The 26,301-nt window shown below is 61.5% G+C and carries 20 protein-coding genes and 1 tRNA gene; 11 read left to right on the top strand and 10 right to left on the bottom strand.

What is annotated here, in order from left to right; genetic code table 11:
* Positions 1–54: 54 nt before the first annotated feature.
* From pilW to ndk, 3 genes are read right to left on the bottom strand one after another with little or no spacing between them, the layout of a single operon-like run.
* Positions 55–852 (bottom strand): type IV pilus biogenesis/stability protein PilW, encoded by a 798-nt coding sequence (pilW, locus tag V7M64_RS17295; protein ID WP_333680817.1) that lies wholly within the window; start codon positions 850–852, stop codon positions 55–57.
* On the bottom strand, positions 842–1,960 hold the full coding sequence (rlmN, locus tag V7M64_RS17290) for a 23S rRNA (adenine(2503)-C(2))-methyltransferase RlmN (protein ID WP_333680815.1): 1,119 nt from the start codon (positions 1,958–1,960) through the stop codon (positions 842–844). The genes pilW and rlmN overlap by 11 nt, the downstream gene beginning before the upstream one ends.
* A 12-nt stretch (positions 1,961–1,972) precedes the next feature.
* A complete protein-coding gene (gene ndk, locus V7M64_RS17285) occupies positions 1,973–2,398 on the bottom strand; it encodes a nucleoside-diphosphate kinase (protein WP_333680813.1) in 426 nt (141 codons plus the stop codon).
* Positions 2,399–2,631: 233 nt separating this feature from the next.
* On the opposite strand from ndk, the gene V7M64_RS17280 reads away from it, so the two are divergent.
* From V7M64_RS17280 to V7M64_RS17255, 6 genes are all read left to right on the top strand, one after another.
* Positions 2,632–3,246 (top strand): TetR/AcrR family transcriptional regulator, encoded by a 615-nt coding sequence (locus tag V7M64_RS17280; protein WP_333680811.1) that lies wholly within the window; start codon positions 2,632–2,634, stop codon positions 3,244–3,246.
* Positions 3,247–3,325: 79 nt separating this feature from the next.
* Positions 3,326–5,713 (top strand): 3-hydroxyacyl-CoA dehydrogenase/enoyl-CoA hydratase family protein, encoded by a 2,388-nt coding sequence (locus V7M64_RS17275; protein WP_333680809.1) that lies wholly within the window; start codon positions 3,326–3,328, stop codon positions 5,711–5,713.
* A 141-nt stretch (positions 5,714–5,854) separates the two neighbouring features.
* The gene (locus V7M64_RS17270; RefSeq protein ID WP_333680807.1) at positions 5,855–7,060 is read left to right on the top strand and encodes an acetyl-CoA C-acyltransferase; all 1,206 of its coding nucleotides are present in this window, start codon (positions 5,855–5,857) and stop codon (positions 7,058–7,060) included.
* Positions 7,061–7,278: 218 nt separating this feature from the next.
* Positions 7,279–8,712, top strand: coding sequence for an MFS transporter (locus tag V7M64_RS17265; protein ID WP_333680829.1), 1,434 nt, complete (start codon positions 7,279–7,281; stop codon positions 8,710–8,712).
* Between the two features lie 87 nt (positions 8,713–8,799).
* A complete protein-coding gene (locus tag V7M64_RS17260; RefSeq protein WP_333680805.1) occupies positions 8,800–9,501 on the top strand; it encodes a pirin family protein in 702 nt (233 codons plus the stop codon).
* An 83-nt stretch (positions 9,502–9,584) separates the two neighbouring features.
* Positions 9,585–10,592, top strand: a complete 1,008-nt coding sequence (locus V7M64_RS17255) for an NAD(P)H-quinone oxidoreductase (RefSeq protein WP_333680804.1) — start codon at positions 9,585–9,587, stop codon at positions 10,590–10,592.
* Between the two features lie 293 nt (positions 10,593–10,885).
* On the opposite strand, the gene epmA is transcribed toward V7M64_RS17255, so the two are convergent.
* Both epmA and ligA read right to left on the bottom strand, forming a co-directional pair.
* Complete coding sequence (epmA, locus tag V7M64_RS17250) at positions 10,886–11,860, bottom strand: EF-P lysine aminoacylase EpmA (protein ID WP_333680803.1); 975 nt, start codon at positions 11,858–11,860, stop codon at positions 10,886–10,888.
* Positions 11,861–11,865: 5 nt separating this feature from the next.
* Complete coding sequence (ligA, locus tag V7M64_RS17245) at positions 11,866–14,253, bottom strand: NAD-dependent DNA ligase LigA (protein ID WP_333680802.1); 2,388 nt, start codon at positions 14,251–14,253, stop codon at positions 11,866–11,868.
* A 147-nt stretch (positions 14,254–14,400) separates the two neighbouring features.
* On the opposite strand from ligA, the gene V7M64_RS17240 reads away from it, so the two are divergent.
* Positions 14,401–15,855 carry an MFS transporter gene (locus V7M64_RS17240; protein WP_333680800.1) on the top strand — a complete coding sequence of 485 codons (1,455 nt, stop codon included), beginning with the start codon at positions 14,401–14,403 and terminating at the stop codon, positions 15,853–15,855.
* 43 nt (positions 15,856–15,898) lie between these two features.
* The gene (locus V7M64_RS17235) at positions 15,899–17,125 is read left to right on the top strand and encodes a cation:proton antiporter (RefSeq protein WP_333680798.1); all 1,227 of its coding nucleotides are present in this window, start codon (positions 15,899–15,901) and stop codon (positions 17,123–17,125) included.
* Between the two features lie 24 nt (positions 17,126–17,149).
* On the opposite strand, the gene V7M64_RS17230 is transcribed toward V7M64_RS17235, so the two are convergent.
* Genes V7M64_RS17230 through V7M64_RS17220 form a run of 3 tightly spaced genes read right to left on the bottom strand, consistent with a single transcriptional unit; the run spans position 17,150 to position 22,553 of the window.
* A complete protein-coding gene (locus V7M64_RS17230) occupies positions 17,150–20,194 on the bottom strand; it encodes an efflux RND transporter permease subunit (protein WP_333680795.1) in 3,045 nt (1,014 codons plus the stop codon).
* On the bottom strand, positions 20,191–21,294 hold the full coding sequence (locus tag V7M64_RS17225) for an efflux RND transporter periplasmic adaptor subunit (RefSeq protein ID WP_333680793.1): 1,104 nt from the start codon (positions 21,292–21,294) through the stop codon (positions 20,191–20,193). The genes V7M64_RS17230 and V7M64_RS17225 overlap by 4 nt, the downstream gene beginning before the upstream one ends.
* Positions 21,291–22,553, bottom strand: a complete 1,263-nt coding sequence (locus tag V7M64_RS17220; RefSeq protein WP_333680791.1) for a TolC family protein — start codon at positions 22,551–22,553, stop codon at positions 21,291–21,293. Before V7M64_RS17220 ends, V7M64_RS17225 begins: the two co-directional genes overlap by 4 nt.
* A gap of 498 nt (positions 22,554–23,051) precedes the next feature.
* Here V7M64_RS17220 and V7M64_RS17215 point away from each other — a divergent pair, with 498 nt between their 5' ends.
* Positions 23,052–24,701: an MASE1 domain-containing protein gene (locus tag V7M64_RS17215; protein ID WP_333680790.1), complete on the top strand. Its 1,650-nt coding sequence runs from the start codon at positions 23,052–23,054 to the stop codon at positions 24,699–24,701.
* Between the two features lie 8 nt (positions 24,702–24,709).
* Here the strand turns inward: V7M64_RS17215 and V7M64_RS17210 are convergent, their stop codons facing one another.
* Complete coding sequence (locus V7M64_RS17210) at positions 24,710–25,198, bottom strand: hypothetical protein (RefSeq protein WP_333680789.1); 489 nt, start codon at positions 25,196–25,198, stop codon at positions 24,710–24,712.
* A gap of 329 nt (positions 25,199–25,527) precedes the next feature.
* On the opposite strand from V7M64_RS17210, the gene V7M64_RS17205 reads away from it, so the two are divergent.
* Positions 25,528–25,716: a hypothetical protein gene (locus tag V7M64_RS17205; protein ID WP_333680788.1), complete on the top strand. Its 189-nt coding sequence runs from the start codon at positions 25,528–25,530 to the stop codon at positions 25,714–25,716.
* Positions 25,717–25,728: 12 nt separating this feature from the next.
* Complete coding sequence (locus V7M64_RS17200) at positions 25,729–26,073, top strand: hypothetical protein (protein ID WP_333680786.1); 345 nt, start codon at positions 25,729–25,731, stop codon at positions 26,071–26,073.
* Between the two features lie 24 nt (positions 26,074–26,097).
* Here the strand turns inward: V7M64_RS17200 and V7M64_RS17195 are convergent.
* Positions 26,098–26,171 (bottom strand) — tRNA-Cys (locus V7M64_RS17195).
* Positions 26,172–26,301 lie beyond the last annotated feature (130 nt).

Genomic DNA, 26,301 nt, shown 5'->3' with positions numbered 1-26,301 from the left:
CGGGCGTTTCGGAATGAGTCTCCTCATGCGCTGCCGGATTGGACTGCTCGGAAATCATGGGTGTACGGATGAATTGAGGGCACGTGCCTGTTCCGAATCCGGGAACTGGCTAAGCAGCCGTTTGCTGTAGTTCTGGGCAGCATCCCTGTTACCCAAGTGAGATTCGATGTCGTAGCCGAGCTTCAACGAGTCGGCATTGAATTGCCCCATGGCGTCCAGACGCTGCAGGAATGCACTGGCGTCGAAGTAGGCCTGCTTGAGATAAAGCACATGCGCCAGCTGCAACAAAGCATTGGCATTCTTCGGATTGATCTGCACCGCCCGGCGCAGGTTCGTTTCGGCGCCGGCTTGATCACCCATCTGCAGCTGGCAGATGCCCTGGTTGGCGAGCGCCACGTCCGGCGTCTTGTAGAACGGATCGGCAAGCGCCTTGGTGAAATACTGCATGGCATCCTGCCCCTTGCCGATACGGCACAGGAACTGGCCCAGGTTGTTGTTGGTATCGCCTTTGTCGGGCTGCAATGCCTGCGCGCGGCGGTAATGCGCCTCCGCATTCGGCACATCGTTGATGCGTTCGTAGATGTACGCCATCACGGTCTGCGCCGGCACGAAGGTGGGATCGTCCTGGACCGCGATCTTCACTTTTTCCAGCGCGCCCTGGAGATTGCCGATCTCGATGTAGTGCTGGGCCAGGCGCGTATGCACATCGGCCGCGCTTTGCGCTTTTTCCGCCTTGGTCTGCTTGGGTAACGTAGGCTCGGGCGGCGGGGTTGGCTGCGTCATCGATCGGTGACAGCCCGCCAGCAGCGCTGCCAGGCAGATACCGAGCAAGATGATGCGATTACGCCGCATGGGCAGTCCCCTCGTCCAGACGCTTGCGGAATTCGGCCTGGCGACGCGTGCGATCGAGCACTTGCCCTTTCAGCTGGCCGCAGGCTGCGTCGATGTCGTCGCCGCGCGTACGACGCAGCATGGTCAGAATGTTTGCGTTGAGCAGTTGGGTCTGGAATGCGCGAATGACGTCCGGCTCGGAGCGCTCGAAGCGCGTGCCCGGGAACGGGTTGAACGGAATCAGATTGACCTTGCAGGTCGGCAGCTTGCGCATGAACTTGATCAGCTGGCGCGCATGCTCCGGCTGGTCGTTTACGCCTTTCATCAAGGTGTATTCGAACGTGATGGAAGTGCGCGGCTTGCGATCGATCCAGCGCTGGCACGCGGCCACCAGCTCGGCAATCGGAAAACGCTTGTTGAGCGGGACCAATTCCGTGCGCAGCTCATCGTTGGCCGCATGCAGCGATACCGCCAGCGATACGTCGATGCTTTCGGAAAGCTTGTCGATCATCGGCACCAGGCCGGCTGTCGACAGCGTCACGCGCTTGGAAGCAAGGCCGAAGCCAAGGTCGTCGCGCATCAGGCTCATCGCCTTCACGACGTTGTCGAAATTCAACAGCGGCTCGCCCATGCCCATCATCACCACGTTGGTGATGCGGCGGTTCTGGTGCGTGACGTTGCCCAGATGCTTAGCAGCCACCCACATCTGCCCGATGACTTCGGACGTGGCGAGGTTGCGGTTGAAGCCCTGCGTGGCGGTGGAACAGAACTGGCAGTTCAAGCCGCAACCCACTTGCGAAGACACGCACAGCGTGCCGCGGGTGGGTTCGGGGATGTAGACCGCTTCGACGGCATTGCCACCGTCCATGCCCAGCAGCCATTTGTGCGTGCCGTCGGCAGCGCCTTTGTCGAACAGCGTCCTGGGCGGACCGACGTAGCACGTGGCCTCAAGCTTGGCGCGCAGCGCCTTGCCCACGTCGGTCATGTTTTCGAAGTTGTCTTCCAGGCGGTGATAGATCCATTTCATCACCTGCTCGGCGCGATACGGCTTCTCGCCGAGCTGCGCGAAAAATTCACGCAGCCCTTGGCGATCGAAATCGAGCAGATTGACTTTTTCCACCTGGTTCACTTGCGTTATTCGTTAGCGCGGAAACACTTCGGTTGTAGCGAAGAAATAAGCGATCTCGACTGCAGCGGTTTCCGCAGCATCCGAACCATGCACGGCATTGGCATCGATCGAGTCGGCGAAATCAGCGCGAATCGTGCCCTTGGCGGCTTCCTTCGGATTGGTCGCGCCCATCAGTTCGCGATGCTTGAGAACAGCATTCTCACCCTGCAGCACCTGGATCATCACCGGGCCGGAGATCATGAATTCCACCAGTGCGTTGAAGAAGGGACGCTCGCGATGCACAGCGTAGAAACCTTCTGCTTCCTTGCGCGAAAGATGCTTCATCTTTGCCGCAACGACTTTCAGGCCCGCCTTCTCGAAGCGTGCATAGATTTCACCGACAACATTCTTGGCAACGGCATCGGGTTTGATGATGGAAAGGGTGCGCTCCAGCGCCATGCGGTCTGCTCCGGTTATGCGGACTAATTGGATGGGCGGTCTGACAGGACAGCGTCAGAAGGAAAGATAGAACTAAATTCGTATCGGAATGCGGATTTAGCTCACGAAAGTTTGACAGATTCTAGCCCATAAGCAACCCCGCTCCGAGCGCCGTGCAAACGACTGTTTGACTGCTCCAGGGCGCCACGCGTATCCTCAAACGATCGTTTGAACTACTCGACAGGCGTGTGCCCGTGAACAGTTCTGCTTCTACGAAGGAACGCATCCTGACCGCGGCCGAAGCGCTGTTCGCCCAGCGCGGCTTCGAAGGCGCCTCGCTTCGACAGCTCACTGCCGCGGCGGGCGTGAACCTCGCCGCGGTGAATTACCACTTCGGTTCCAAGGACCACCTCGTCGAGCAGGTTTTCAAGCGCCGCCTGGACCAGCTCAATGCCCGTCGCCTGGCCGCCCTGAAGCAGATATCGGGCCAGCCGGAGACGACACTGGAAGACGTGCTGGCCGCCTTCATCCGCCCTGCCCTGGACCTTTCCCACGACGGTGGCGGCGGCCTGTTCATGCGCGTGCTGGCCCGCGCCTTCGCCGAACACGACGATGACCTGCGCAAGTTCCTGTCCGAGAACTATGGCCATGTGATGCGGCAGTTCACCGGCGAATTCGCCCGCCTGCTGCCGGACTTAAGCAAGGAGGAGCTGTACTGGCGCATCGATCTGGTGACCGGCGCCCTGACTCACGCCATGTCCGGCTTCGGCATCATCCAGCGCAAGAGCGACGTCAGCGAAACCACCCATCGCGAACAGACGGCCGAGCACCTGATCCGCTTCGCCGCCTCGGGCCTGCGCGCGCCCTGAATTTCCTCTCATCGGGAGGCCGCGCGCCTTCCACACCTTCTTTCTTACCTCGCTACGCATTCGTACCACGGAGAAGCCAATGACCGCTCCATCCCTCACGAAGTCCGCGCTACGCATCCGCAAGGCCGCGGTGCTCGGCGCCGGCGTCATGGGCGCGCAGATCGCCGCGCACCTGACCAACGCCGACGTCGAAACCGTGCTGTTCGACCTGCCCGCCAAGGAAGGCCCCAAGAGCGGCATCGCCCTCAGGGCGATCGAGAACCTGAAGAAGCTCTCGCCCGCCCCGCTGGCCGACGGCAACCGTGCAGCTGCCATCATTCCGGCCAACTACGAGACAGACCTCGACAAGCTGAAGGACGTCGACCTGGTGATCGAGGCGATCGCCGAACGGATGGATTGGAAGCTGGATCTCTACAAGAAGATCGCGCCGCACGTATCGCCCACCGCCATCCTGGCCAGCAATACCTCGGGCCTCTCCATCAACGGCCTGGCCGAAGCGCTGCCGGAAGAATTGCGTCATCGCTTCACCGGTGTGCACTTCTTCAATCCGCCGCGCTACATGCACTTGGTGGAATTGGTCCCCACCAAGCTCACCGACGCCAGCGTGCTCGAAGGCCTGGAAGCTTTCCTGACCACCACCGTCGGCAAGGGTGTGATCTACGCGAAGGACACGCCCAACTTCATCGGCAACCGTATCGGCGTGTTCTCGATGCTGGCGACCATGCATCACACCGAGCAGTTCAAACTCGGCTTCGACACGGTGGACGCGCTGACCGGCCCGGCCATCGGACGCCCGAAGAGCGCCACCTACCGCACCGCCGACGTGGTGGGCCTGGACACCATGGCTCACGTGATCAAGACCATGGCCGATACGCTGGCTGATGATCCCTGGCATGAATACTTCAAAGCGCCCGCGTGGTTGAGGGGACTGATCGAGCAAGGCGCGCTGGGCCAGAAAGCCGGTGCCGGGTTCTATCGCAAGGCCGGCAAGGACATCGTGGTGCTGGACGTTGCCAAGCGCGACTACCGCCCATCCGAACAGAAAGCGTCGGATGAGGTGTCCGCCATCCTCACCATCAAGGATCCGGCTGAGAAATTCAGCAAGCTGCGCGCCTCCAGTGATCCGCAAGCTCAATTCCTGTGGGCCACGTTCCGCGACCTGTTCCATTACACCGCCTATCACCTGGCCGATATCGCCGACACCGCACGCGACGTCGACTTCGCCATCCGCTGGGGCTACGGCTGGAAGCTTGGCCCGTTCGAAACCTGGCAGGCCGCCGGCTGGCAGCAGGTGGCGCAGTGGATCCAGGAGGACATCGACGCGGGCAAGGCGATGAGCAAGGCGCCGCTGCCGAAGTGGGTGACGGACGGCCGCAACGGCGTGCATGGCAAGAACGGCTCGTTCTCAGCCGCTGCCAATGCCGACAAGCCGCGCTCGCAGCATGCCGTGTACAAACGCCAGCTGTTCCCCGATGCGATCCTCGGCGAGAAATTCGACCACGGCAGCACCGTGTGGGAAAACGACGGCATCCGCCTGTGGACACTGGGTGACGACAACGTCGGCATCATCTCGTTCAAGACCAAGATGAACACGGTCAACGATCAGGTGCTCGACGGCATTCAGTACGCGATCGGCGTGGCAGAAGAAAAGCTCAAGGCCGTGGTGATCTGGCAGACGAGCGAGCCGTTCTCGGCCGGCGCGGACCTGAAGGGCGCGCTGAGCCTGCTGCAAGCCGGCAAGGTCAAGGAATTCGATGCCATGGTGGCCAACTTCCAGCGCACCAGCATGCGCATCAAGCATGCGCTGGTGCCGGTGGTGTCGGCCGTACGCGGCCTGTGCCTGGGTGGCGGCTGCGAATTCCAGATGCATTCGGCGCGCACCGTGGCCGCGTTGGAAAGCTACATCGGCCTGGTCGAAGCCGGCGTCGGCTTGCTGCCGGCCGGTGGCGGTTTGCACGAGCTGGCCATTCGCGCAGCACAGAGCAATCCCAGCGATCCGTTCGAAGCATTGAAGAAAGTGTTCGAGACGGTGGCGATGGCGAAAGTCTCCGGCAGCGCACTGGAAGCCAAGCAGCTTGGCCTGCTGCGCGATAGCGACGTGGTCGTGTTCAACGCCTACGAACTGCTGTATGTCGCCAAGCAGGTGGCCAGCTCGCTCGCCGAGAGCGGTTATCGCCCGCCGTTGTACGCCCGCAACATCCCGGTGGCCGGCGACGTCGGCACCGCCACGTTCAAGGCATCGCTCGCCAACCTGCAAGCCGGTTATTTCGCATCCGAACACGACGTGGCCATCGCCACGCGCATCGCCGACACATTGTGCGGCGGCGCGATCGAGCGCGGCTCGCTGGTGGACGAAGCGTGGTTGCTGGAGCTGGAGCGCAAGCACTTCGTGGAGCTGGCGCAGACGGAGAAAACGCAGGCGCGTATTGCGCACACGATGACGACCGGCAAGCCGCTGAGAAATTGAACCGTCGCCCCGGCGAAGGCTGGGGCCTAGCGACTTCGCACGCATCACCACAAAGACACTGGGTCCCGGCTTTTGCCGGGATGACGGCAAAGAAACCAACGCGCGTCGCCGCGATCCGCGCGACGCCACGGAGCAAACACCATGACCAAGCAAGTGCAAGACGCCTACATCGTCGCCGCCACCCGCACCCCGGTCGGCAAGGCGCCGCGCGGCGTATTCCGCAACACCCGCCCGGACGACCTGCTCGCCCACGTGATCCGCGCCGTGATGGCGCAGGCGCCGGGTATCGATCCGCATCGCATCGGCGACGTGATCGTCGGTTGCGCCATGCCCGAAGCCGAGCAAGGCATGAACGTGGCGCGCATCGGCCTGCTGCTGGCCGGCCTGCCCGATACCGTACCGGGGGTCACCGTCAACCGTTTCTGCTCATCCGGCCTGCAAGCCGTGGCGATGGCAGCTGACCGCATCCGTCTCGGTGAAGCCGATCTGATGATCGCCGCCGGTACCGAAAGCATGAGCATGGTGCCGATGATGGGCCATAAGGTGGCGATGAATCCGTCCATCTTCGACAACGAACACATCGGCATCGCCTACGGCATGGGCATCACCGCCGAAAACGTCGCCAAGCAGTGGAAGGTCTCGCGCGAAGCGCAGGATGCCTTCGCCGCGCAAAGCCATGACCGGGCCCTGGCTGCGATCAAGGCCGGCGAGTTCAAGGATGAGATCACCCCGTTCCAGCTGGACGACCACTACCCCGATCTCGCCACCCGCGGCATCAAGACCGACAGTCGCGTGATCGACACCGATGAAGGCCCCCGCGCCGGCAGTACGCCGGACGTGCTGGGCAAGCTCAAGACGGTGTTCCGCAACGGCCAGTTCGGCGGCAGCGTGACGGCCGGCAACTCTTCGCAGACCTCGGATGGCGCGGCCGCCGTGCTGCTGGCCAGCGAGCAGGCGATCAAGGACTACGGCCTCACGCCGCTCGCCCGTTTCGTCGGCTACTCAGTGGCTGGCGTGCGCCCTGAGATCATGGGCATTGGCCCGAAGGAAGCCATTCCGAAGGCGCTCAAGCAGACCGGCATCACGCAGGATCAACTGGACTGGATCGAACTGAACGAAGCCTTCGCCGCGCAGGCGCTGGCGGTGATCGGCGATCTCGCCCTGGATCAATCCAAAGTGAATCCCCTGGGCGGCGCCATTGCGCTGGGCCATCCGCTGGGCGCCACCGGCGCGGTCCGTACGGCGACGCTGGTGCACGGTTTGCGCCGTCGCAAGCAGAAGTACGGCATGGTGACCATGTGTATCGGCACCGGCATGGGTGCGGCGGGTGTGTTCGAAGCGGTTTGACGATAGCTCCCTCCCCTGCATGCAGGGGAGGGAGTCGTTCAACGGCGAGTGTGAAACGCAACGCTGTGACTTCGAACGCTTGTCCTCCCCGCTCACCAAGCGAATAATGCGACACGTTGCGGCGCGCGCCCCGATGCGCCCACGCCCTGAGCGCTTCGACATCCTCGCCACCAGGCGTAGGCCCCGCTGCGCTCGCTGCAGGAACCGTCGTGAGCGCGTTGAGTGAGGAAAAGCTGGAGCTGCCGGCCACCGATCAGCCGGCCTATCCCGACTACCGCGTGATATCCCTGATCGTCGGCTGCGCGATCTTCCTGGAGCAGGTCGACGGCACGGTGCTCGCCACTGCCCTGCCCACCATGGCGCGCGACTTCGGCGTTTCCGCGCCGGCCATGAGCGTGGCGATTACCAGTTATCTGCTTGCATTGGCGGTCCTCATCCCGGTCAGTGGCGCCATGGCCGACCGCTTCGGTGCCAAGCGCGTGTTCAACAGCGCGATGGTGGTGTTCATCATCGGCTCGATCCTGTGTTCGCTCACGCATACCCTCTCGATGATGGTGGCGGCGCGACTGGTGCAGGGCACCGGCGGCGCCATGATGGGGCCGGTGGGCCGGTTGGTGATCCTGCGCACGGTGGAGCGCAAGCATCTGGTGTCGTCCATGATGTGGACGCTGATCCCGGCCGTGCTCGGCACCATGGCCGGACCGCCGCTGGGCGGTTTCATCGTGCAGTACTTCGACTGGCGCTGGATCTTCTACATCAATGTGCCGATCGGCATGCTGGGCTATTGGCTGGTACGGCGCTACGTGCCGGAGGTGCATTGCGGAACGCGGCCAGCACCGTTCGACTGGCTGGGGTTTGCGCTGTGCAGTATCGGCTTGAGCTGCCTGCTGTTCGGCCTGGAGCTGTTCGGCCAGAACACCGATGCACACAACGGCGTGGTCCTCGTGGCCATCGGCACCGCTGCGTGCCTGGCTTACATCAAGCACGCCGGGCGGCGCGAGCATCCGGCCGTGGATCTCACCCTGCTGCGCATCGACTCGTTCCGGCTATCGGTGATTTCCGGCGCGCTGATGCGTATCACCCAGGGCGCACAACCGTTCCTGCTGCCGCTGTTGTTGCAGATCGGGCTGGGTTTCTCGGCGTTGCGCAGCGGGCAGTTGATTCTGGCCATTTCCGTCGGGGCTCTGCTCGCCCGACTCCTTACCACCCGCCTGCTGCGCTGGATCGGCTTTCGCCGCGTGATGGTCTACAACGGCGTGCTGGCCGGGCTGAGTTATGCCGTCTGCGCGTTCTTCCGCACGGATTGGCCGTTCTGGCTGATGTTCGGCATGCTGGTGTGTTGCGGCGTGATCATGTCGGTGCAGTTCACCGCCTATAACACGATCGCGTACGAAGCCGTGCCGACCGAGCGCATGAGTGCCGCCAACAGTTTCTATTCCACCTTGCAGCAACTGATGCTGTCGGTGGGCGTGTGCTGTGGCGCGCTGATCCTCAAGCTGGCCATGGTCGCCAGCCACAACAGCGAACCGAGCCGCCTGAACTTCTCCGTGGCGTTTTTGGTGGTCACCCTGATTTCGCTCAGCTCCACCTATTGGCATCGGGCTTTCGCGCCGGATGCGGGACATGAAATGAGTGGGCATCGGCATCGCTAAGCCGGACTCACTGTTTCCCTGGCGAGCATTCCTTGTCGCGGCGACCGGCCTTATCTTGCGCGGCATCCGAAACAATCGAGGTATTCCATGATCGAACGTCGTCCTTTCGAAAGCCTTGGCGGTGCTGATCACGGCTGGCTCAAGGCCAAGCATCATTTTTCGTTCGCGAGCTACCACGACAACAAGCGCATGGGCTGGGGCGCGCTGCGTGTGTGGAACGACGATGCCATCGCCGCGCAGACCGGCTTTCCGCCGCATCCGCATGCGGATATGGAAATCATCACCTACGTGCGCGAAGGCGCGATCACGCATCGTGACAACCTGGGCAACCAGGGCCGCACCGTGGCCGGCGACGTGCAAGTGATGAGCGCAGGCAGCGGCATCACGCACAGCGAGTACAACCTTGAATCCGACACCACGCGCATCTTCCAGATCTGGATCATTCCGGACGAACGCGGCCGCGCGCCTTCATGGGGCACGAGACCATTCCCCGTGGGTGAGCGCTCTGGGCGTTTCGTGGCCCTCGCCAGCGGCATGGAAGGCGATACGGATACGCTGCCCTTACGCACCAACGCCCGCGTACTCGGCGCCACCCTCAAAGCGGGTGAAACAGCGCGGTACACGTTGGACAAACAACGCTACGCCTATCTTGTGCCGGCCAAAGGTGCGGTGGAGGTGAACGGCGTTCGCGTCGATGCTCGCGACGGTGTGGCGATTCGCGACGAAACTGCGCTGGAAGTGAAGGCGCTCGAAGATGCGGAACTCGTGTTGGTCGACTCAAGCCCGTAATAAAGCCAAGAGGTCACCGTAGGTTGGGTTATCCCCCGGATCAAGTCCGGGGCAACCCAGCCCACCCATTGGAAGCTTTACAGATGACATCCATGCAAGCCATCGACATTCCCCGTTTCGGTGGCCCGGAAGTGCTGCGGCTCACCGGGCGCCCAATACCGCAACCAGGCGTCGGCGAAGTGCTGATCAAGGTCACGGCATCCGGCGTAAATCGTCCAGACGTGTTCCAGCGTCAAGGCCACTACGCACCGCCACGCGGCGCTTCCGATCTGCCCGGACTGGAAGTCGCGGGCGAAGTGGTGGAAGGCGATTTCAGCGGCAGCAATCCACTCGGGCTCAAGCGCGGCGATAGTGTGTGCGCCTTGCTGGCCGGCGGCGGCTACGCGCAATACGCCGTGGCACCGCTGGGTCAGTGCTTGCCGGTGCCACCCGGCATCAGCGTGCTTGAAGCCGCGTCGCTGCCGGAAAATTACTTCACCGTGTGGAGCAACGTTTTCGACCGCGGCAGGCTTGGGCTGCGCGAGGATGGCTCAAAAGAAAGCCTGCTGGTGCAAGGCGGCTCCAGCGGCATTGGCGTGACGGCGATCCAGCTTGCGCATGCCTTCGGCCATCCGGTGTTTGCCACCGCGGGCAACGATGAAAAGTGCCGTGCTTGCGAATCGCTCGGCGCACGTGCCATCAACTACCGCAGCGAGGATTTCGTCGAACGCGTCAAAAGCGAGACGGGCGGCCGTGGCGTCGACGTCGCCTTGGATATGGTTGCCGGCGATTATGTACCGCGCGAATTGGATGCCCTGGCCGATGATGGACGGCTGGTGATCATCGCTACGCTCGGCGGCATGAAAGCTACCATCGATGCCGGCATGGTGATGCGCCGGCGCCTGCATGTCACCGGTTCTACGCTGCGTGCGCGGTCGGTTGCCTTCAAGTCGGCCATTGCGAAGGAACTACATGAGCATGTGTGGCCGTTGTTTGCCGAAAAGCGGCTGCGTCCGGTGATCCATGGCGTATTTCCGGCGCAGGAGGCCGCGCGTGCGCATGCATTGATGGAAAGCAGCGCGCATATCGGAAAAATTTTGCTGCGCTGGTAAGCCTTATTGCCGTCATTCCAGCGAAAGCTGGAATCCAGCGACTTGAAAATCTGCAAAGGCACTGGATTCCAGCTTTCGCTGGAATGACGAGTTGATGGCACTGAATTTCCATGGAAAATTTTCGATGCGGGGTGCTATGCCCACGCATTTCTGAAGGACCTCATTTTCCCCGGACAGCAGTGCGCGAAAGCGGGAATGACGACCATGAAGGAATGCATGCCTCCCCAAAAGGCCGGGATTTCATCCCAGCCTACAAACTCGGCCCATGACACTGGGTGCAACGAGCATGGTGTTTACGCTTTCGAGAAGGGGAACGCCAATACATCAGCGATCCTGTCGGTGCCCGCCATGCACATCAGCAAACGCTCGATGCCCATCGCCACGCCCGCGCAATCAGGCATGCGTCCCAGCACCGCCAACAACTGCTCGTCGATCGGCATTTCGCGCAGACCTCGTTCGCGTCGACGTGCATTGTCGCGTTCGAACCGCGAACGTTGCTCAGCCGCATCGTTGAGTTCGTGATAGCCGTTAGCCAACTCATGCGGCCCAAGGTAGAGTTCGAAACGCTCCGCCAACGGTGGGTCACCTGGGCGAATGCGCGCCAGTGCACTCTGGCTGGCAGGATAATCGTGAATCACGGTGATCCGGTCACGCGGAAATGCTGGCTGCAGCTTGTGGGTAATCAACAGATCAAGCCAATCGTCGCGCGTAAGGCCCTCGGGATTGATGTGGTACTGCGCCAGCGGTGCACGCAGTTCGTCGATCTGGGCGTGCAGCGGGTCCAGTCCAAGCTCGTCGAGAAACAGCTGCCGATAACCCTCGATCAATATCTCGGCGCGGCGTCCCACCAAGGCAAGCGCAGCTTCGACCAAGGCGATGGTTTCTTCCATCAATTGCCGGTGCGTCCAGCCGACGCGATACCACTCCAGCATGGTGAACTCGGGGTTATGCCGTTCCCCGGCTTCGCCGTTGCGGAATACTCGCCCAAGTTCATAGCAATCGCCGACGCCGTCAGCGAGCAGGCGTTTTAGGGGATATTCCGGCGAGGTGCGCAACCAGCGCTCGCGTGAACCGGCATCCACGTGACCATGAAACGGCGCGTGGAAACTTTCGATATTCGGATCGGTATTGCCTGCGGCAGACAGAATCGGCGTTTCCACTTCCAGCACACCGCGATCGGCAAAGAACGTGCGGATCACGGCGTACAGTTTGGCGCGGCCCTGCAGGCGCTGGCGAAACGGTGCGACGTTGTTGATCGTGGCATCCATCGTGATCAGGCTCCATGCTTCTTGAACAGCGCCAGCAATTGCGCTTCATCCCACACATCCACGCCCAACTCGTGCGCCTTGTCGAGTTTGGAGCCGGCCGCCTCGCCCGCCACCACGAAGCTGGTCTTCTTCGACACGCTGCCGGAGACTTTCGCGCCGAGCGCTTCCAGCTTTTCCTTGGCTTGGTCGCGCCCCATGCTGGACAGCGTGCCGGTGAGCACGGCAGTCTGGCCAGTCAATGGCAGGGTTTCGACCTGGGCATGCTTGGGAATGGCGGCAAGCAACCGCTGCATCGCGGCTTCCGCCTGCTGCAAGGCTGCAAGGCGATGGGAATCGGCAAGGTATTCGCCGAGATTGGCCGCGGCATTCTGCGACAGACCTGCGGTAATCCAATGCGTTACCCCGCCGCCGTGCAGTTTGGCGACGGAGGGAAAATGCGACGCCAGCAATTCGGCATTGCGGTGGCCGAGGCCGTTGATGCCCGCATCTTCCAGCAATACCGCCAGGTTGAGTTTTTGTTGCAAGCGTGGCGAAGGATCGGTTTCATCGCTCAGCGCTACGCCGGCTTTCAGCAATGCGTCGACGACATCGCAATTGCCTTTCTGCCTGAAGAACGCTTCGATGGAACCGGCGACTTCGGCACCGATATCCGGCAGCTCGCGCAGGATCGGCGCGGGCATGCTGCGTACCCACTCGAGCCGTCCCAGCCACGTGGCCAGGGTTTTGGCGGTGCTTTCGCCGATGTGCACGATGCCAAGCGCATAGAGAAAACGCGCCAGCGTGGTCTTCTTGCTGGCTTCGATCCCTTCGATCAGATTCTCGGCCCACTTGGTGGCGATCTTGCCGGCCTTGACGGTTTCCGGCGTGCTGCCGTCGCGCTCGTCCGCGCGGCGCTTCATATCGAGAAAATCTTCGAGCGTGAGCTTGTACAAATCGGCCGGCGTATGCACGTAGCCAAAATCCACCAGCGCATCGACGAAACGCTCGCCAATGCCTTCGATATCCATCGCACGGCGCGAAGCAAAGTGAATCAACGCTTCCTTGCGCTGCGCGGCGCAAACCAATCCGCCCGAACAACGCCATGCTGCCTCGCCTTCTTCGCGCACCAGCGCGGAATGGCATACCGGACAATGCGTGGGCATATGCCAGGGATGCGTTTTCGGCGGACGGCGATCGGGGATGACGCGCACCACTTCGGGAATCACGTCGCCCGCGCGGCGCACGATCACGGCGTCGCCTACGCGTACGTCCAGTCGCGCCACCTGGTCGGCATTGTGCAGCGTGGCGTTGGTGACGGTGACGCCGGCCACCTGCACCGGTGTGAGGCGCGCCACGGGCGTAGCGGCGCCGGTACGGCCGATCTGGATCTCGATCGCCTCCACCGCCGTGCTTTGTTCCTGCGCGGGAAACTTGTGCGCAATCGCCCAGCGCGGTGCGCGCGATACGAAACCCATGTCGCGCTGGCCGGCGTAATCGTCCAGCTTGTACACCACGCCGTCGATGTCGTACGGCAGCCCGTCACGCTTGGCTCCGATACGATCGAAGTAAGCAAGCAGGCCGTCGAAGCCTTTGGCCGTGCCCACCTCCGGCGATACCGGAAAGCCCCACTCGCGCAGCTTCTCCAGGGTCTTGGAATGCGTAGGCGGCAACTCCACGCCTTCCACCACGCCTACGGCATACGCGAAGAAACTGAGCTTGCGCTTGGCCGTGATCGCCGGATCCAACTGCCGCAACGAACCGGCCGCGCCATTGCGGGGATTGGCCAGCGGGCGGTCGCCATGCTCGCGCGCGTGGGCATTGAACGCTTCGAAATCCTTGCGCAGCATGATCACTTCGCCACGCACTTCCAGCACGCGCGGCCAGTCGCTGCCGCGCAGGCGCAGGGGAATGGAGCGTACGGTGCGCAAATTGGCGGTGACATCTTCCCCCGTTTCGCCGTCGCCACGTGTGGCGCCCTGCACGAACACACCGTCTTCATAGCGCAGGCTGATCGCCAAGCCGTCCAGCTTCGGTTCCACCGAGAACACCGGATTGCTGCGCCCAAGCGTCTGCTCGATGCGGCGCTCGAACTCCGCCACTTCGCGGTAACGCTCGCGGTCGTTGCTGCCTTCCTGCGCGAAGGCATTGCTCAATGACAGCATGGGCAAGGCATGCCGCACCTCGGCAAAGCCTCCGCTCGCACGGGCGCCGACGCGACGGGTCGGCGAATCGGGCGTGGCAAGTTGCGGATGCTCGGCTTCCAGTGCTTCCAATTCCCGCAGCAGGCGGTCGTACTCGGCGTCGGTGATCTCCGGATCATCCAGTACGTGGTAGCGGTAATTGGCGTGTTCGAGCTGCTTGCGCAGATCGGCGGCGCGTTCGATGGGTAATGGAGATGCTGACGATTTGCTCATGCGTAAAGTGTAACGATTCGATGTCGTTATTCCTTTCCTTCGAAACGGCACATCGCCGTCCTCGAGCCGTGGCTATGTTGGATTGCCCCAACCTCCTCACAGATTTCCTCAAGCCAAATAACTGCCATAGCAGGTATCATAACGCCCATGCCCTCCTCGCCCGCCGCTTCTTCAGCTACCGCAGCCACGGCGGACGACCTTGCAAACCTTCCTTCACGCGAACGCTACAGCGGCCTGATCTGGCTGGTAGCGGCATCGTTCTTCATGCAGTCGCTGGACTCCACCATCGTCAACACGGCGGTGCCGGCCGTTGCCGCGGCCTTGCACCAGACGCCGCTGGACATGCGCAGCGCGCTGACCAGTTATGTACTTACCCTGGCCATTCTCATACCAGCCACACCCTGGCTGTGCGACCGCTTCGGTACGCGCCGCGTATTCGGCGCGGCGATCAGCGTGTTTGCCATCGGCTCGCTGCTTTGCGGCCTTTCGCAGACCTTGCAGGAGTTGGTGATGGCGCGCGTGCTGCAAGGGATCGGCGGCGCGGCGCTGATGCCGGTCGGCCGCTACATCCTGGTGCGCACGATCGACAAGCGCGATTTCGTGCAGGTGATGAGCACGGTTTCCACCTTCGGCCTGCTCGGCTCGGTGCTTGGCCCTCTGCTCGGCGGTGCGCTGGTGGAATACGCGAATTGGCGGCTGATCTTTCTGATCAATGTGCCGGTCGGCGTGGTGGGTGTGTGGCTCAACTACCGCGAAATGCCCGAATACCGGCTGGAAACGGCGCATCGTTTCGATCTGTTCGGTTTCATGCTGTTCGCCGCGTCCTCCGCCCTGCTGTTGACCGCTTCGGAATTCGCCGCGGACACGACCGTGCGCTGGGGCCAGATGGGTCTGCTGGTGGTGCTCGCCATCGCCTTCGGCGCGTCTTACGTATGGCATAGCCATCGCACCAGGCACCCGGTGGCGGACCTCACCCTGTTGCGCGTGCGCAGCGTGTGGGTGGCATTGTCGGGCAATCTGCTCACGCGGCTCGGCGTCAGCGGCATGTTCCTGCTGATCGTATTGTTCCTGCAGGTCGGTTGCGGCTGGTCGCCGTTGGCGGCAGGCCTGATGATGGTGCCGCAGGCGCTGGGCTCGATCTGCTGCAAATGGCTGGTCAATCGCACGCTGGTCCGGCTGGGATACCGGCGCTTGTTGTTCGGCAATACGTTGATCGTGGCTGTCCTGCTGGCGATGTTCGCCTTGCTTGGACCACACACGCCAATCGCGCTGATTACTTTGCTGGTGTTCGTCTACGGCGGCTTCATGGGCATGCAATACACCGTGATGAACACGCTGATCTACACCGACCTGGACGTGAAGCACGCGTCAATGGCTTCCTCGATGGCGTCCACCACGCAATATCTGTCCATGAGTTTCGGCATCGCGCTGGCGACGATCCTGATGCAAACGCTGCTGCACGGCCAGGACAGCGAAGCCTATGTGGCGGCATTCCGCTGGACCGTGTTGGTGCTGGCGGTCATCACTGCCGTGGCAAGTCGCGTCTTTGCACGGTTGGACAAGACTCCGCCTACAGGCCAGCGCGTGTCTTCTACTGCTTGAGCCAGTAGCATGGCCGAATGCTCATGATCGAAGGATGCCGACCATGCATCACGCCAATGAAATACTTTTTACGTTGTTCATCGTATTCGTCGCCGCGCAAATCGGCGCGGAAATCGCACAACGTCTAAAGCTGCCCGGCGTCGTCGGTGAAATCGCCGCCGGTTGCCTCATCGGACCATCGGTGCTGGGTTGGATCACGCCCGAACAGATCGCACCCGGCACGCCGCTGGATGTATTGGCCGAAATCGGCGTGGTGCTGCTGCTGTTCGCGGTGGGCGTTGAAACGCGGCTGGAAGATCTGAAGAAAGTCGGCAAGTCAGCCTTCCTGGTGGGTGTGCTCGGTGTGCTGCTGCCGTTCGGCATGGGCGGCTTTTGGGCGCATGCCAGCGGTTTCGATTGGGGCAAGTCGCTGTTCGTGGCGGCTGCATTCGTCGCCACCTCGGCCGGCATCACCGCGCGCGTGCTGCAGGAACTGGGTGTACTGCAGCGTATGGAAAGCAAGGTGATCCTGGGCGCTGCGGTAATCGACGACATCCTGGCCATGCTGTTGCTGGGCGTGGTGGTGTCGTTGCAAGGCGGCAACGGTTTCGACCCCATGCATCTGGTGATGGTGCTGGGCGGTGCGATCGGCTTTATCGCCGTGATCGGCTGGGGTGGTACGCGCGTGATGCGCTGGAATTCCACCTGGCTGGAAAAACCGCACAGCACCTATTCGCCACTGCTGATCGTATTGGCGTTGTGCCTTGGATTGGCCTATGTGTCCACCCTGTTTGGATTGGCCGCCATCATCGGCGCGTTCCTGGCCGGCATGATTGCCTCCGAAACACGCCAGCAGCACACGCTGGAGCATCAGCTCCAGCCGCTGCTCGCCCTGCTCACGCCGTTCTTCTTCGTGCTGACCGGCAGCAAGATCGATTTGCATCAGCTCGCCAATGCGGATGCCTTGATTGCGCTGCTGGTGGTTACCGTCATCGCCATCATCTCCAAGCTTCTGGGTGGTTTCCTCGGCGCGCTATCGCTGGGCCGCATGGGTGCCACCATCGTGGGTTTTGGCATGGTGCCGCGCGGCGAAGTGGGCGTGGTGATCGCCAGCCTCGGGCTTGCCGCGGGCGTGTTCAGTGACCAGATGTACGCCATTATCGTGGCGATGTCGCTGTTGACGGCAATGGTGACGCCGCCGATCCTTGCGTGGTTGTTGAAGCGGGCGGCGAAAACGGCGCCTGCGGTAGAAGCAAATGGATCCCGTTTCCACGGTCAGGATGCACCCTGAGAAAACACCTCCTTCCAAAGCAGTCTACGCAGCCTTTCGCGAACGCATCAACACGGCATACAACACCGGCATCACCAGCAACACCAGGGGCACCTGCACCAACAGGCCCGCGATAATCGCCACCGCCAGGGGCTGTTGCATCTGCGAACCGGAACCCAAGGCCAGGGCGAGCGGCAACAACGTCAGAATCGCCGCCATCGTCGACATCAGGATCGGGCGCATGCGATGCCGCGCGGCTTCCAGCAGTGCTTCATGCAGCGGCATGCCGGTACCGGCTTCTTCCAATTCGGAAAAATAGAAGATCGCCACTTCGGTCACGATACCCACGATCATGGTCATGCCCATCATCGCGGAGATGTTGAGCTCGATGCCGGTAAGCCACAGGCCGATGAATACCGCACCGATCGCCAGCAAGGGCATCAGCATGATCACCAATGCCACGCGGAAGCTTTCGTAGAGGAACAACAGCAGGGTGAATACCAGCGCGATGGCCGCAAACAGCACAATGGTCAAGCCTTTGAAGGCTTCCTGTTGCTGCTGGTAAAGACCACCGAGCTGGTAATACATGCCCTTGGGCAGCATGCCAGGCTTGGCCAGCATGGCTTTCACATCGTTGATCACCGAGCCCATGCTGCGTCCGCTGATGCGGGCAGTGACTGCGACCATGCGCTTGAGATTGCTGCGCGTGATCTCCGGCTGCCCTTGCACGATCTGCAAGCTCGCGATTTGCGACAGTGGCAGCAAATGCCCATCCGCCGCACGAATCGGCAATGCGGATATTTGTTCCAAGCGCTTGTACGCGGTTGCCGGCAAGCGCACGCGCACGCCGATCATCTTGCCGCCGGCAGGCAATTGCGTGGCGACGGTGCCGTCGATGGACGCATCGACTTGTTCCTTCACCGCCGTGGGATCCAGCCCCTGCAAGGCTGCCTTGGCGGGATCCACCGTCATGACCAGCGCATCGCCGGCTGGATTGATGCCAGGCAGCACGCCGTTGACGCCGCCGATCTTGCCCAACGCGTCGGCGACTTTTTGAGCGGTATCGTTAAGTACGTTGGGGTCGTCGCTATAGAGCTGGATCTCGATCGGCTGTGGCACGGAGACCAGGTCACCGATCATGTCTTCCATCAGCTGCGATACTTCCACGTCCAGGCCAGGCACCTTGGCTTCCACTTCCTGCCGGATGTCGTTCATCACCTCTTCGGTGGAAGGGCGCGAGCCGTTCTTCAGCCGAATAAAAATGTCGCCGGTGTTGGCTTCGGTCAGCGCGTCGCCAAGCTGCAAACCGGTGCGGCGCGAATAGGTATCCACATTCGGATTGGCGCGAATGATCGCCTCGACCTGATTGAGCAATCGCCCGGTCTCTTCCAGCGACGTGCCCGGCTTGGAAATGTAGTCAAGCGTAAAGCCGCCCTCATCCATGGCCGGCATGAAGCCGGTGCCGACCTGGCTGAAGGCCAGCGCGCCGACAATGATCAGCGGCAGCACAAAGGCGGCAATCCATACCGGCCGTTTCAACCAGCGCTGCAACACACTTTCGTAACCGCGCTTGATTCGCTGTGAGAACGCGCCGCCCTCGTGGTCGGCGATATGCCGCTGATCCAACAATCGTTCCGACAGCAACGGCACGACGATCCAGGTCAGCAGATAGGAAATCACCAGTGCGCTGGCCATGGTGAGCGACAGCGCCTTGAAGAAAGCGCCGGTGACGCCGGTGAGGAACGCCAGCGGCACAAAGATCACCACCGTCGCAGCACTGGAGCCCGTGAGCGGACGCGTGAATTCCCACGCGGCCCGCCCGATGCGTTCGCTGACCTGGCCGCCAGCGCCATGCAGCCGGCGCATGATGTGTTCCTGCATCACGATCACATCGTCGATGATCAGGCCCACGGCTGCCGCCATGCCGCCGAGCGTCATCATGTTGAAACTCATGCCAAGCACGTGCAGCAGCAACACGGTGATGGCCAGCACGGCCGGCACCACCAGCATTGCAATGAAAATGACGCGCGTATTGCGCAAGAACACGAACAACACCAGGCCTGCCAGCACGATGCCGATCAGAATCGCATCGCGCACGCTGCCGGCTGCGCCAGTGACCAGCTGCGACTGGTCATACCAGTTGGCAATCTTCACGCCGGCCGGCATCTGCGGCGCGTAATCCTGCAGGCGCTGCTTCACATCGCGCGCGATCTGCACGCTGTTGCCGTCCGGCTGCTGCAGGATCTGGATGAGAACGGCATCTTGTCCATCGGCCGTGACACGTATCCACTGCGGCACGTGGCTGAGCGTGACATCTGCGATGTCGCCCAGGCGCACGATGCCGCGGCTGTCCGCGCGCACCACGATCCGGCGCAGCGCATCCACCGTGCGCGGCTGGTTCTGCGCCAGCAACAAGTACAGTTTGTAGTGGTCGGAAACATGCCCCATCGCTTCGATCGTCGCCGCACGGCTGACGGCGGTGGCGACGTCAGTAAGGCTGAGATCTTGTGCGCGCAGGCGATTCGGATCGACGTCGGCATGGAATTCCGCGATCTCACCACCCTGCACTTCCACGCGCGCGACCCCTGCAACACCACTGAGCAAGGGACGCAATTGATACTGCGCCAAGTCGTACATCGCGCTGGGCGATAGCGTGTGCGAGCGCAAGCTGTACGCCAGCATGGGGTATGAACTCGGGTCCATGCGGCGCGTGGTGAGCTGCGTGCCGGCCGGCAGGTCCGGCAACACCTGGCTGGCGGCGGCGCTGACGTCGCCGAATGCGCGGCTCATGTCCGTACCCCAGTCGAAGGTGATCGACACGTCCGCACTGCCGCGGCTGGTGGTGGAACGGATATCGCGCACGCCAGGCACGCGCCGCAACGCCGTTTCGATGGGCGTAGTGACCGCAATCGCCATCTGGTCGGCAGGACGATCGCCGGCATCGAGCGAAACCATGATGCGCGGGAACTGCACGTTCGGAAACAAGGCCACCGGCATGAAGACGGCGCTGCCGATGCCGCCGATCGTCAGCATGACGACGAGGAACAGCAGCGAACGCCAATGTCGCTGCATCCAAGCGGTGACGTTCACTTGGCGGACTCCTGCGTCGCCTTGGCCGGCTCGTTGCCTTCGCGCACCGCATCGCCGTCATCCAGCTCGTAGTTGCCGCTCACGATGACCTGCATCCTGGCGTCCAGTGGGCCTTGCACGCCGACGGTATCGCCGTCCGGATGCTTCAAACTGACGTCGATGCGCTTCGCCTTGCCCTGCTCGACAACGAGCACATACGCGCCTTTGTCATCCTGCAGCACCGCGTCTCGCGGCAATGCCCATGCGGTGTAGCTGGTGGAGTCGATGCTGGCCTGCACGGCCGAGCCGGCCACTAGCACGTTGCCGGCATCCGGCGGCAGGCTCACTTGCAAAGGCAGCAGGTGCGTTTGCGCGTCAATCGCATGGCCGACCACGTCGAGGCGCCCATGCAAGGTTTCGCTGGAACCGTACGCACCCTGCACGGTCACTGGCATGCCCGGCTTGAGATGCGTGGCTTCTTCCGGCTGTGCGCCAAGACGTGCGATCAAAGCCTGGGAAGGTGCGAAGCTCAACAGCGCCGTGCCGGCCTGGAAACGATCGCCAAGGTTCGCGTTGAGCGCCGTCACGACGCCATCGCTCGGCGCGTTGATGGTTTCTTCGGCGCTACCGCCACCGAGCGCGCGTTGTGCCTCGACGCCGGCCTTGGCATCGTCCAGCGCTTTGCGCGCGGTAGCCAGCTGCGATTGCGTGGCCAGATGCTGGGCCGCCATTTGCTCGGTGCGCTTGAGTTCGCCGGTGGCGAGATCCAGCGTGCTTTGTGCTTGCAGATACGCGCTGCGGGCGACCGGATCCGGCGCGACGCGCAGCAACGGCTGCCCGCGCTGCACGGATTGCCCCCCGGCCACCAGCAGACCGGTCACCTGGCCGCCGTGCCCGAGGCTGATGGTGCTGGCGCGGTGCGGATCGCCTGCGGCGGTGCCCCATGCCTGGATCGTGTCATGGAAGGTCTGGCTTACCGGCGAGGCCGTGGTCACCAGCACCGAACCCATCACCGCCGGCGCTTCATCGTCATCGCCGGCTGCACCGCCTTTGCCGCAACCGGCCAGTGCAGCAAGCATCAGCGCCGCCAGCGCGGCACGCGTCAAGACAAGTCGATTCATAGTTTGGCCGTGGATGCAGGGGGCGGTTGAAGATCGGTGCTGCCGAGCAGGGCTTCCAGCGCAATCGCCTGCTGCGATTGCTGGTCACGCGCGGCGATGGCGTCCATGTCTGCGCTCAGTGCGTTGGCGCGGATGGACAAATAGGTCGGCCAATCCAGCAAGCCTTTTTGCCACGCGTTTTCCGCAGCCCGGCTGGCGTCATCCAAACGCCTGGCCTGGGCTTGAGATTGCTCGCGCTGCTTGGCGAGCGTTTCCTGGTCGAGCATCAGCTGGCTGATGTCGTTGCGGGTGGTGAGTACGCGGTTTTCGTAGTCATCCTTGAGTTGCTGCCGCGTCGCTTTTTCGATCGCGATGTTGCCGCGATTACGATCAAACAGCGGCAGCGTGATACCGACGTTGATGCCGTGGGAAGGTATGCCGGAGTTGTCACCCTGCCGATCCACCCCAAACGTCAGCGCGGGAAACTGCGCACGGATCGCGCCGCGCAAGCTGGCCTCTTGCGATTTATACCCCGCCTGCAACGCCAGCAAATCCGGCCGGCGTTGCGGCAGGCTGGCCAGCGCGGCCTCCACTTGGCCGGGGGTGGGCGAGGCCTGGAACGGTTCGCCGATCAAATCCAGCTTTGCATCCGGCGCCAACCCAAGCAGCACGCGCAGATCGTGCTCGGCCTGATGCAACTGCACGGTGCTATCGGACAGGCGCTTGGTGGCATCGGCATACGCGTTCAGACCGGCGCTGGCCGCGTCGTAAGTGAGATTGCCTTGCTGCATGGCCTCGCGCACGTAGCCATCCACGGGCCGCAGCGCGGCCTGCTCCACGGCAAGCCGTTGCCGCTGCTCGCGCAACGACACCACTTGATTGAACAGCTGGCGCGCCTGGGCAATGGTTTGCCACTCCGCCCACAGCAGGTCGAGGTTGGCCTGGTCAGCCTGCGCGTTGGCCGCAGCCTTGCGGGTGGAGCGCAGCAGCAGGCTGGTGATGTCCTCGCTGAGGCCGTAGACGAATGCGGTGCGGTAGCCGGGAATGGGGTGGGTCAGGTATTCCTGGTTGATCGAAAGCTGCGGATCCGGCAGCAATCCAGCCTGAAAAGCCTGGGCTCGTGCGACACCCAGCTGATCGCGCATCACTTTCAGGTCCGGGCTATTGGCCACCGCCAGGATCGCCACGTCGGTGACGTCCATGCCATGGGAAAGGTCGAACGAATGGGTGCGCAGCGCCGGCAACGGCATGGTCGAGGTGTCGACCGACAGCTGCGACACATCCTCCTTGGCTCCCTGCCCTTCGCCCAGCGGCAGGGGCGAGTAAGTGGCGCAAGCCGCCAGGCCTAAGACGCATGCCACCAACCCAAGTCGCAGCGCATGCGGGAGAGGCGTTGCATGGCAATGTAGCAAATCCTTACGAAGCAGCCGCACCTGCAGGCCTCCAGGTCGTGGGTCTGATACAAGGCTACTGGCGTTTGCTTAGCCCATACTTTGCCCTCGCTTAGCCCAACCTTCTTCTTTGCGCCATCAAGATTTCCGGCCGTCGGCCGATAAAGTGGCCGAGCCCCTTCGGTAGGCTGACGGAACACCGCGCGCAAGAAGTTGTGCCCAAGACAGAGCCTGCTCCATAAATGTGACGCACGGCAGGCTGATTCTGGACTGTACTCACACACACTTCACGGTCAACATTGTCTTATCCTTAAGCTAATCTGGCGGGAAATAGCGGGTCGATCGCCAACACTTGAGACTTGTGAATTTATTTGCAGGGGAAAACGCATGGGGAAGCGCTGGTGGACTAACGACTGGCTGCTGCAGTTAGGGGTTGCGGTCGGCTACGGGCTTCTTTATTTCGCGATACATCCGCTTTCCAGCTCGTACTGGCCCATTCACGCCGGTGTACGTCTCGCCTGCCTCCTTCTGGTGCCATATCGGTACTGGTTTGCGCTTCTTGTCGGCGAAGCGATACCCAACGAATATGCCGTTTTCCCATGCCTCGATTCGCTAGGCCCTACCTGGGTGGCGATTCGATCCATCCCCCCTTTCGCAGTGGCCATGCCAGTTGTTTGGGCATGCCGCACCTGGTTACCTCCGTTTCCTTCGAAGAACCTGGTCGATATCAAAGCCTTACTCGTCTGCGGGTTGCTCGTCTCCATTTCCGGCATGGGGTACAGCACCATTGCACATGCGGTAGAGACGCATCCAACAACACCGTTTGCCCCGATAAGCGCACTCGGCTTCTTTTTAGGCCCCTATTTGGCGATCCTTTCCATCGTGCCATGGGTATTGATGGTCAAGGTCAATTATGAACGCAGCCGACTGCGCGAACAGTTCAACCAGATGTTCGCCAGCCGACTGTTTTGGGACACCCTTGCGCTGGTAATACCGGCGTTTGTCGTGCTGACATGGATGAATTTCGTCGGCGGGGATGAGATTAAACAGGTTGCCTCTCTCGCCATGTTTCTGCCCATGGCTTGGCTTACGCTGAAGCATGGATGGCGCGCAATCGCTATTGCAGGTCCATTGGCTATTGCTTGCACCGCATTAGTGACGCCCGCATTAGACGATTTCAATTTCAAAACCTATGCGATCCAAACGTCTCTAGCCATAGGCGTAACTTGTCTGTTTGCGCTGGGTGGACGCATAAGCGTCCAACTGATGCAAGAGGAAAGCGAAAGGAACAGCACTCTCAACGTCCAACGGTTGGCAAGACAGAGTTTGCAGCTCAGCGAGCAGCGCATGCGGCAAACTTCGCAGGCGCTCGAATATCTGGCTGGGACACTGCACATCACAAACGGACGCCTGCTTGATCAGATGCGTCGAATTGTCCCGAACGTGGAGAGCCATGCTTTCTACAAGCAAGCCATCGCCGCACAAAACCAGGTCTATCGCTTGGCAGAAAGCATGCATCCGGTTGCATGGCGTGAGCGTGGCCTCCCCGCAGCGCTGAATGAAACGGTTGCTCGCGCACTCGACGAAGCCGATATCGCATACCGCTGCGAGATCAATGGCCGTGGCTTCACCCGCCTGGCACCCGCCGTTCTCACCGCCACGTATCGGACGGCTTGCGAGGCTATTGTGTACGTGACATCCCGGCTTGCTTGCACGCGCGTGAATCTTCAGCTTCGCGGAGGAGAAACGCACGGTAAGCGTTGGGTGATGCTGCGGGTAGAGGGCGTACTTGAAGAAACAGGCGTTGCCAGCGCCGTATTCCATTCGGAAGAACGCAAGCGTCTGGCTGGTAAATTAGGGGCGAGCATGCTTGATATCCCCGAATTGCGCGATCACGTGCGCATTTTTGACGGATTGCTACACGTTCGCATGCCTTCAGGCCAGCTGCAAATAACGGCACTCCTCCATGATGCCGTCCGGGAGGAGCAAGGCCAGGATGCCCGGCCTGCTCCTCCGCTACGGCTGTGGGTGAAGTAGCCTCACCTTCAGGAACCGCCGCCTCCTGAGCACGAGCTCGGGCAGAGCACAGAGCTGAGAACAGTAAACTTCGTCGCACCACTGCTCTGAGGCGTCACCGTCACAGTGGTGCTGCCGTCTTGATAAACGGTCTGCGCACTGCTGGAAGTTACACTAGCTGCACTGGACGACGTCGACGCCGGTGCATTTTGTGTTCCCTCTGCAACGTTCTGCGAATCGACGCCCACCGGCAATACGATCGACGTGCCATTGGCAGTACCAACCGCCGCGTGCACCGTGCCATTCAGATCGTTGACCTGGATGTACTTGATGCCGTTCAACACAAACACGTAAACGTGCCAGTTCGGACTGGTGCTTACGTCTGCAGCATTGGGCCAGGATTGACCGAGTCCGGTCGCCGGCGCGGCGGTCTGGGCGAAGGCTACGGACGTTGCGCAAAGACCAATCAGGCCGGCGAGCGCTGCTTTACGGACAAAACTTCCTTGATCGCGGGACATGGGTTTCCCCTGGGGTGATGGTAGGTTGCCTACCGGAAGTCAAAATGTAACAGGCGATTCGTGTATAAGCTGAAGAATTTTCCGCGTCGCATAACCAAAATTCAGCAGCGCAATAAGCCAATCGCATTTTTCACGTTTTCTTGACTATCTGATTCACTCGCTATACCACTTGAATCGAGGCAAGTTTCCAGAACCATTTCATGCAATGGGTTCACCTGAGAAAGCAATATGCTCAAAGGTACGACACATGTATTTCAAGCAGGCAGGCTTGAAGCCCGAGCATCAATAATGTCCTTACGCTTTAATCCGCGATTGTTTTCGGAGGCCATATGAAACGTCATCTTCTTACGGCCGCCATACTTATCGCCGCACTTTCCTTGTACGGTGTCGGCATGACTGGCGGCGGCGCTGTACTTTTCGTCCTAGGCGCGGCATGCGAATTGTGGTTCTGGGTTCGCGTCCGTCGCCGCGGCGCGAATGCCCGCCTGCTCGACCAGCAGCTTGTGGTCAAGTCATAAGCAAGCACCAGCATGGCTCTCAAAAGGAACGGAACTATTTTCAATCCGGGAGCCCTGGTGGATTTCCTTTTGACTTACCTCATTCTCGGCGTCCTCATTTCGCTTCGTTCCAGGACTATCGACAACGTTTCAGCGCTGTTATGGCTGGCATTTCTTTGTGTCAGCTCGATCGTTCTGCTTTGGCAGCGCTGGAAACGTCCCGAAGAATTCAAGCATATGGGAATGAGCCAGCTGGCCGTGCTTCCACGGAAGTGGCGAAACCGGGTGTTGGATGAAAGCGAAACGCTCCCACTGAATGGGTTCGACGTTGGCAGTCGCGCCGGAGCGATGCGACCGCAACAAAAAAAAGCGCCATAAAGGCGCTTTTTTTTATAACCGCAATGGAGGCCAGGGTCGGAATCGAACCGGCGTACACGGCTTTGCAGGCCGCTGCATGACCACTCTGCCACCTGGCCATTGCGCTGAACCGCAACCTTAGCAGGTCAGGGTCCGCTTTAAAAAACAAAACCCCGGCTCACCGAGGTTTGCTTGAAACTGGAGCGGGAAACGAGACTCGAACTCGCGACCCCGACCTTGGCAAGGTCG

It is taken from the genome of Dyella sp. (genome assembly GCF_036746095.1).
GTDB lineage: Bacteria > Pseudomonadota > Gammaproteobacteria > Xanthomonadales > Rhodanobacteraceae > Dyella_B.
Note: the sequence above shows the minus strand (reverse complement) of the source record. Positions and strands in the feature narration are given on the sequence as shown.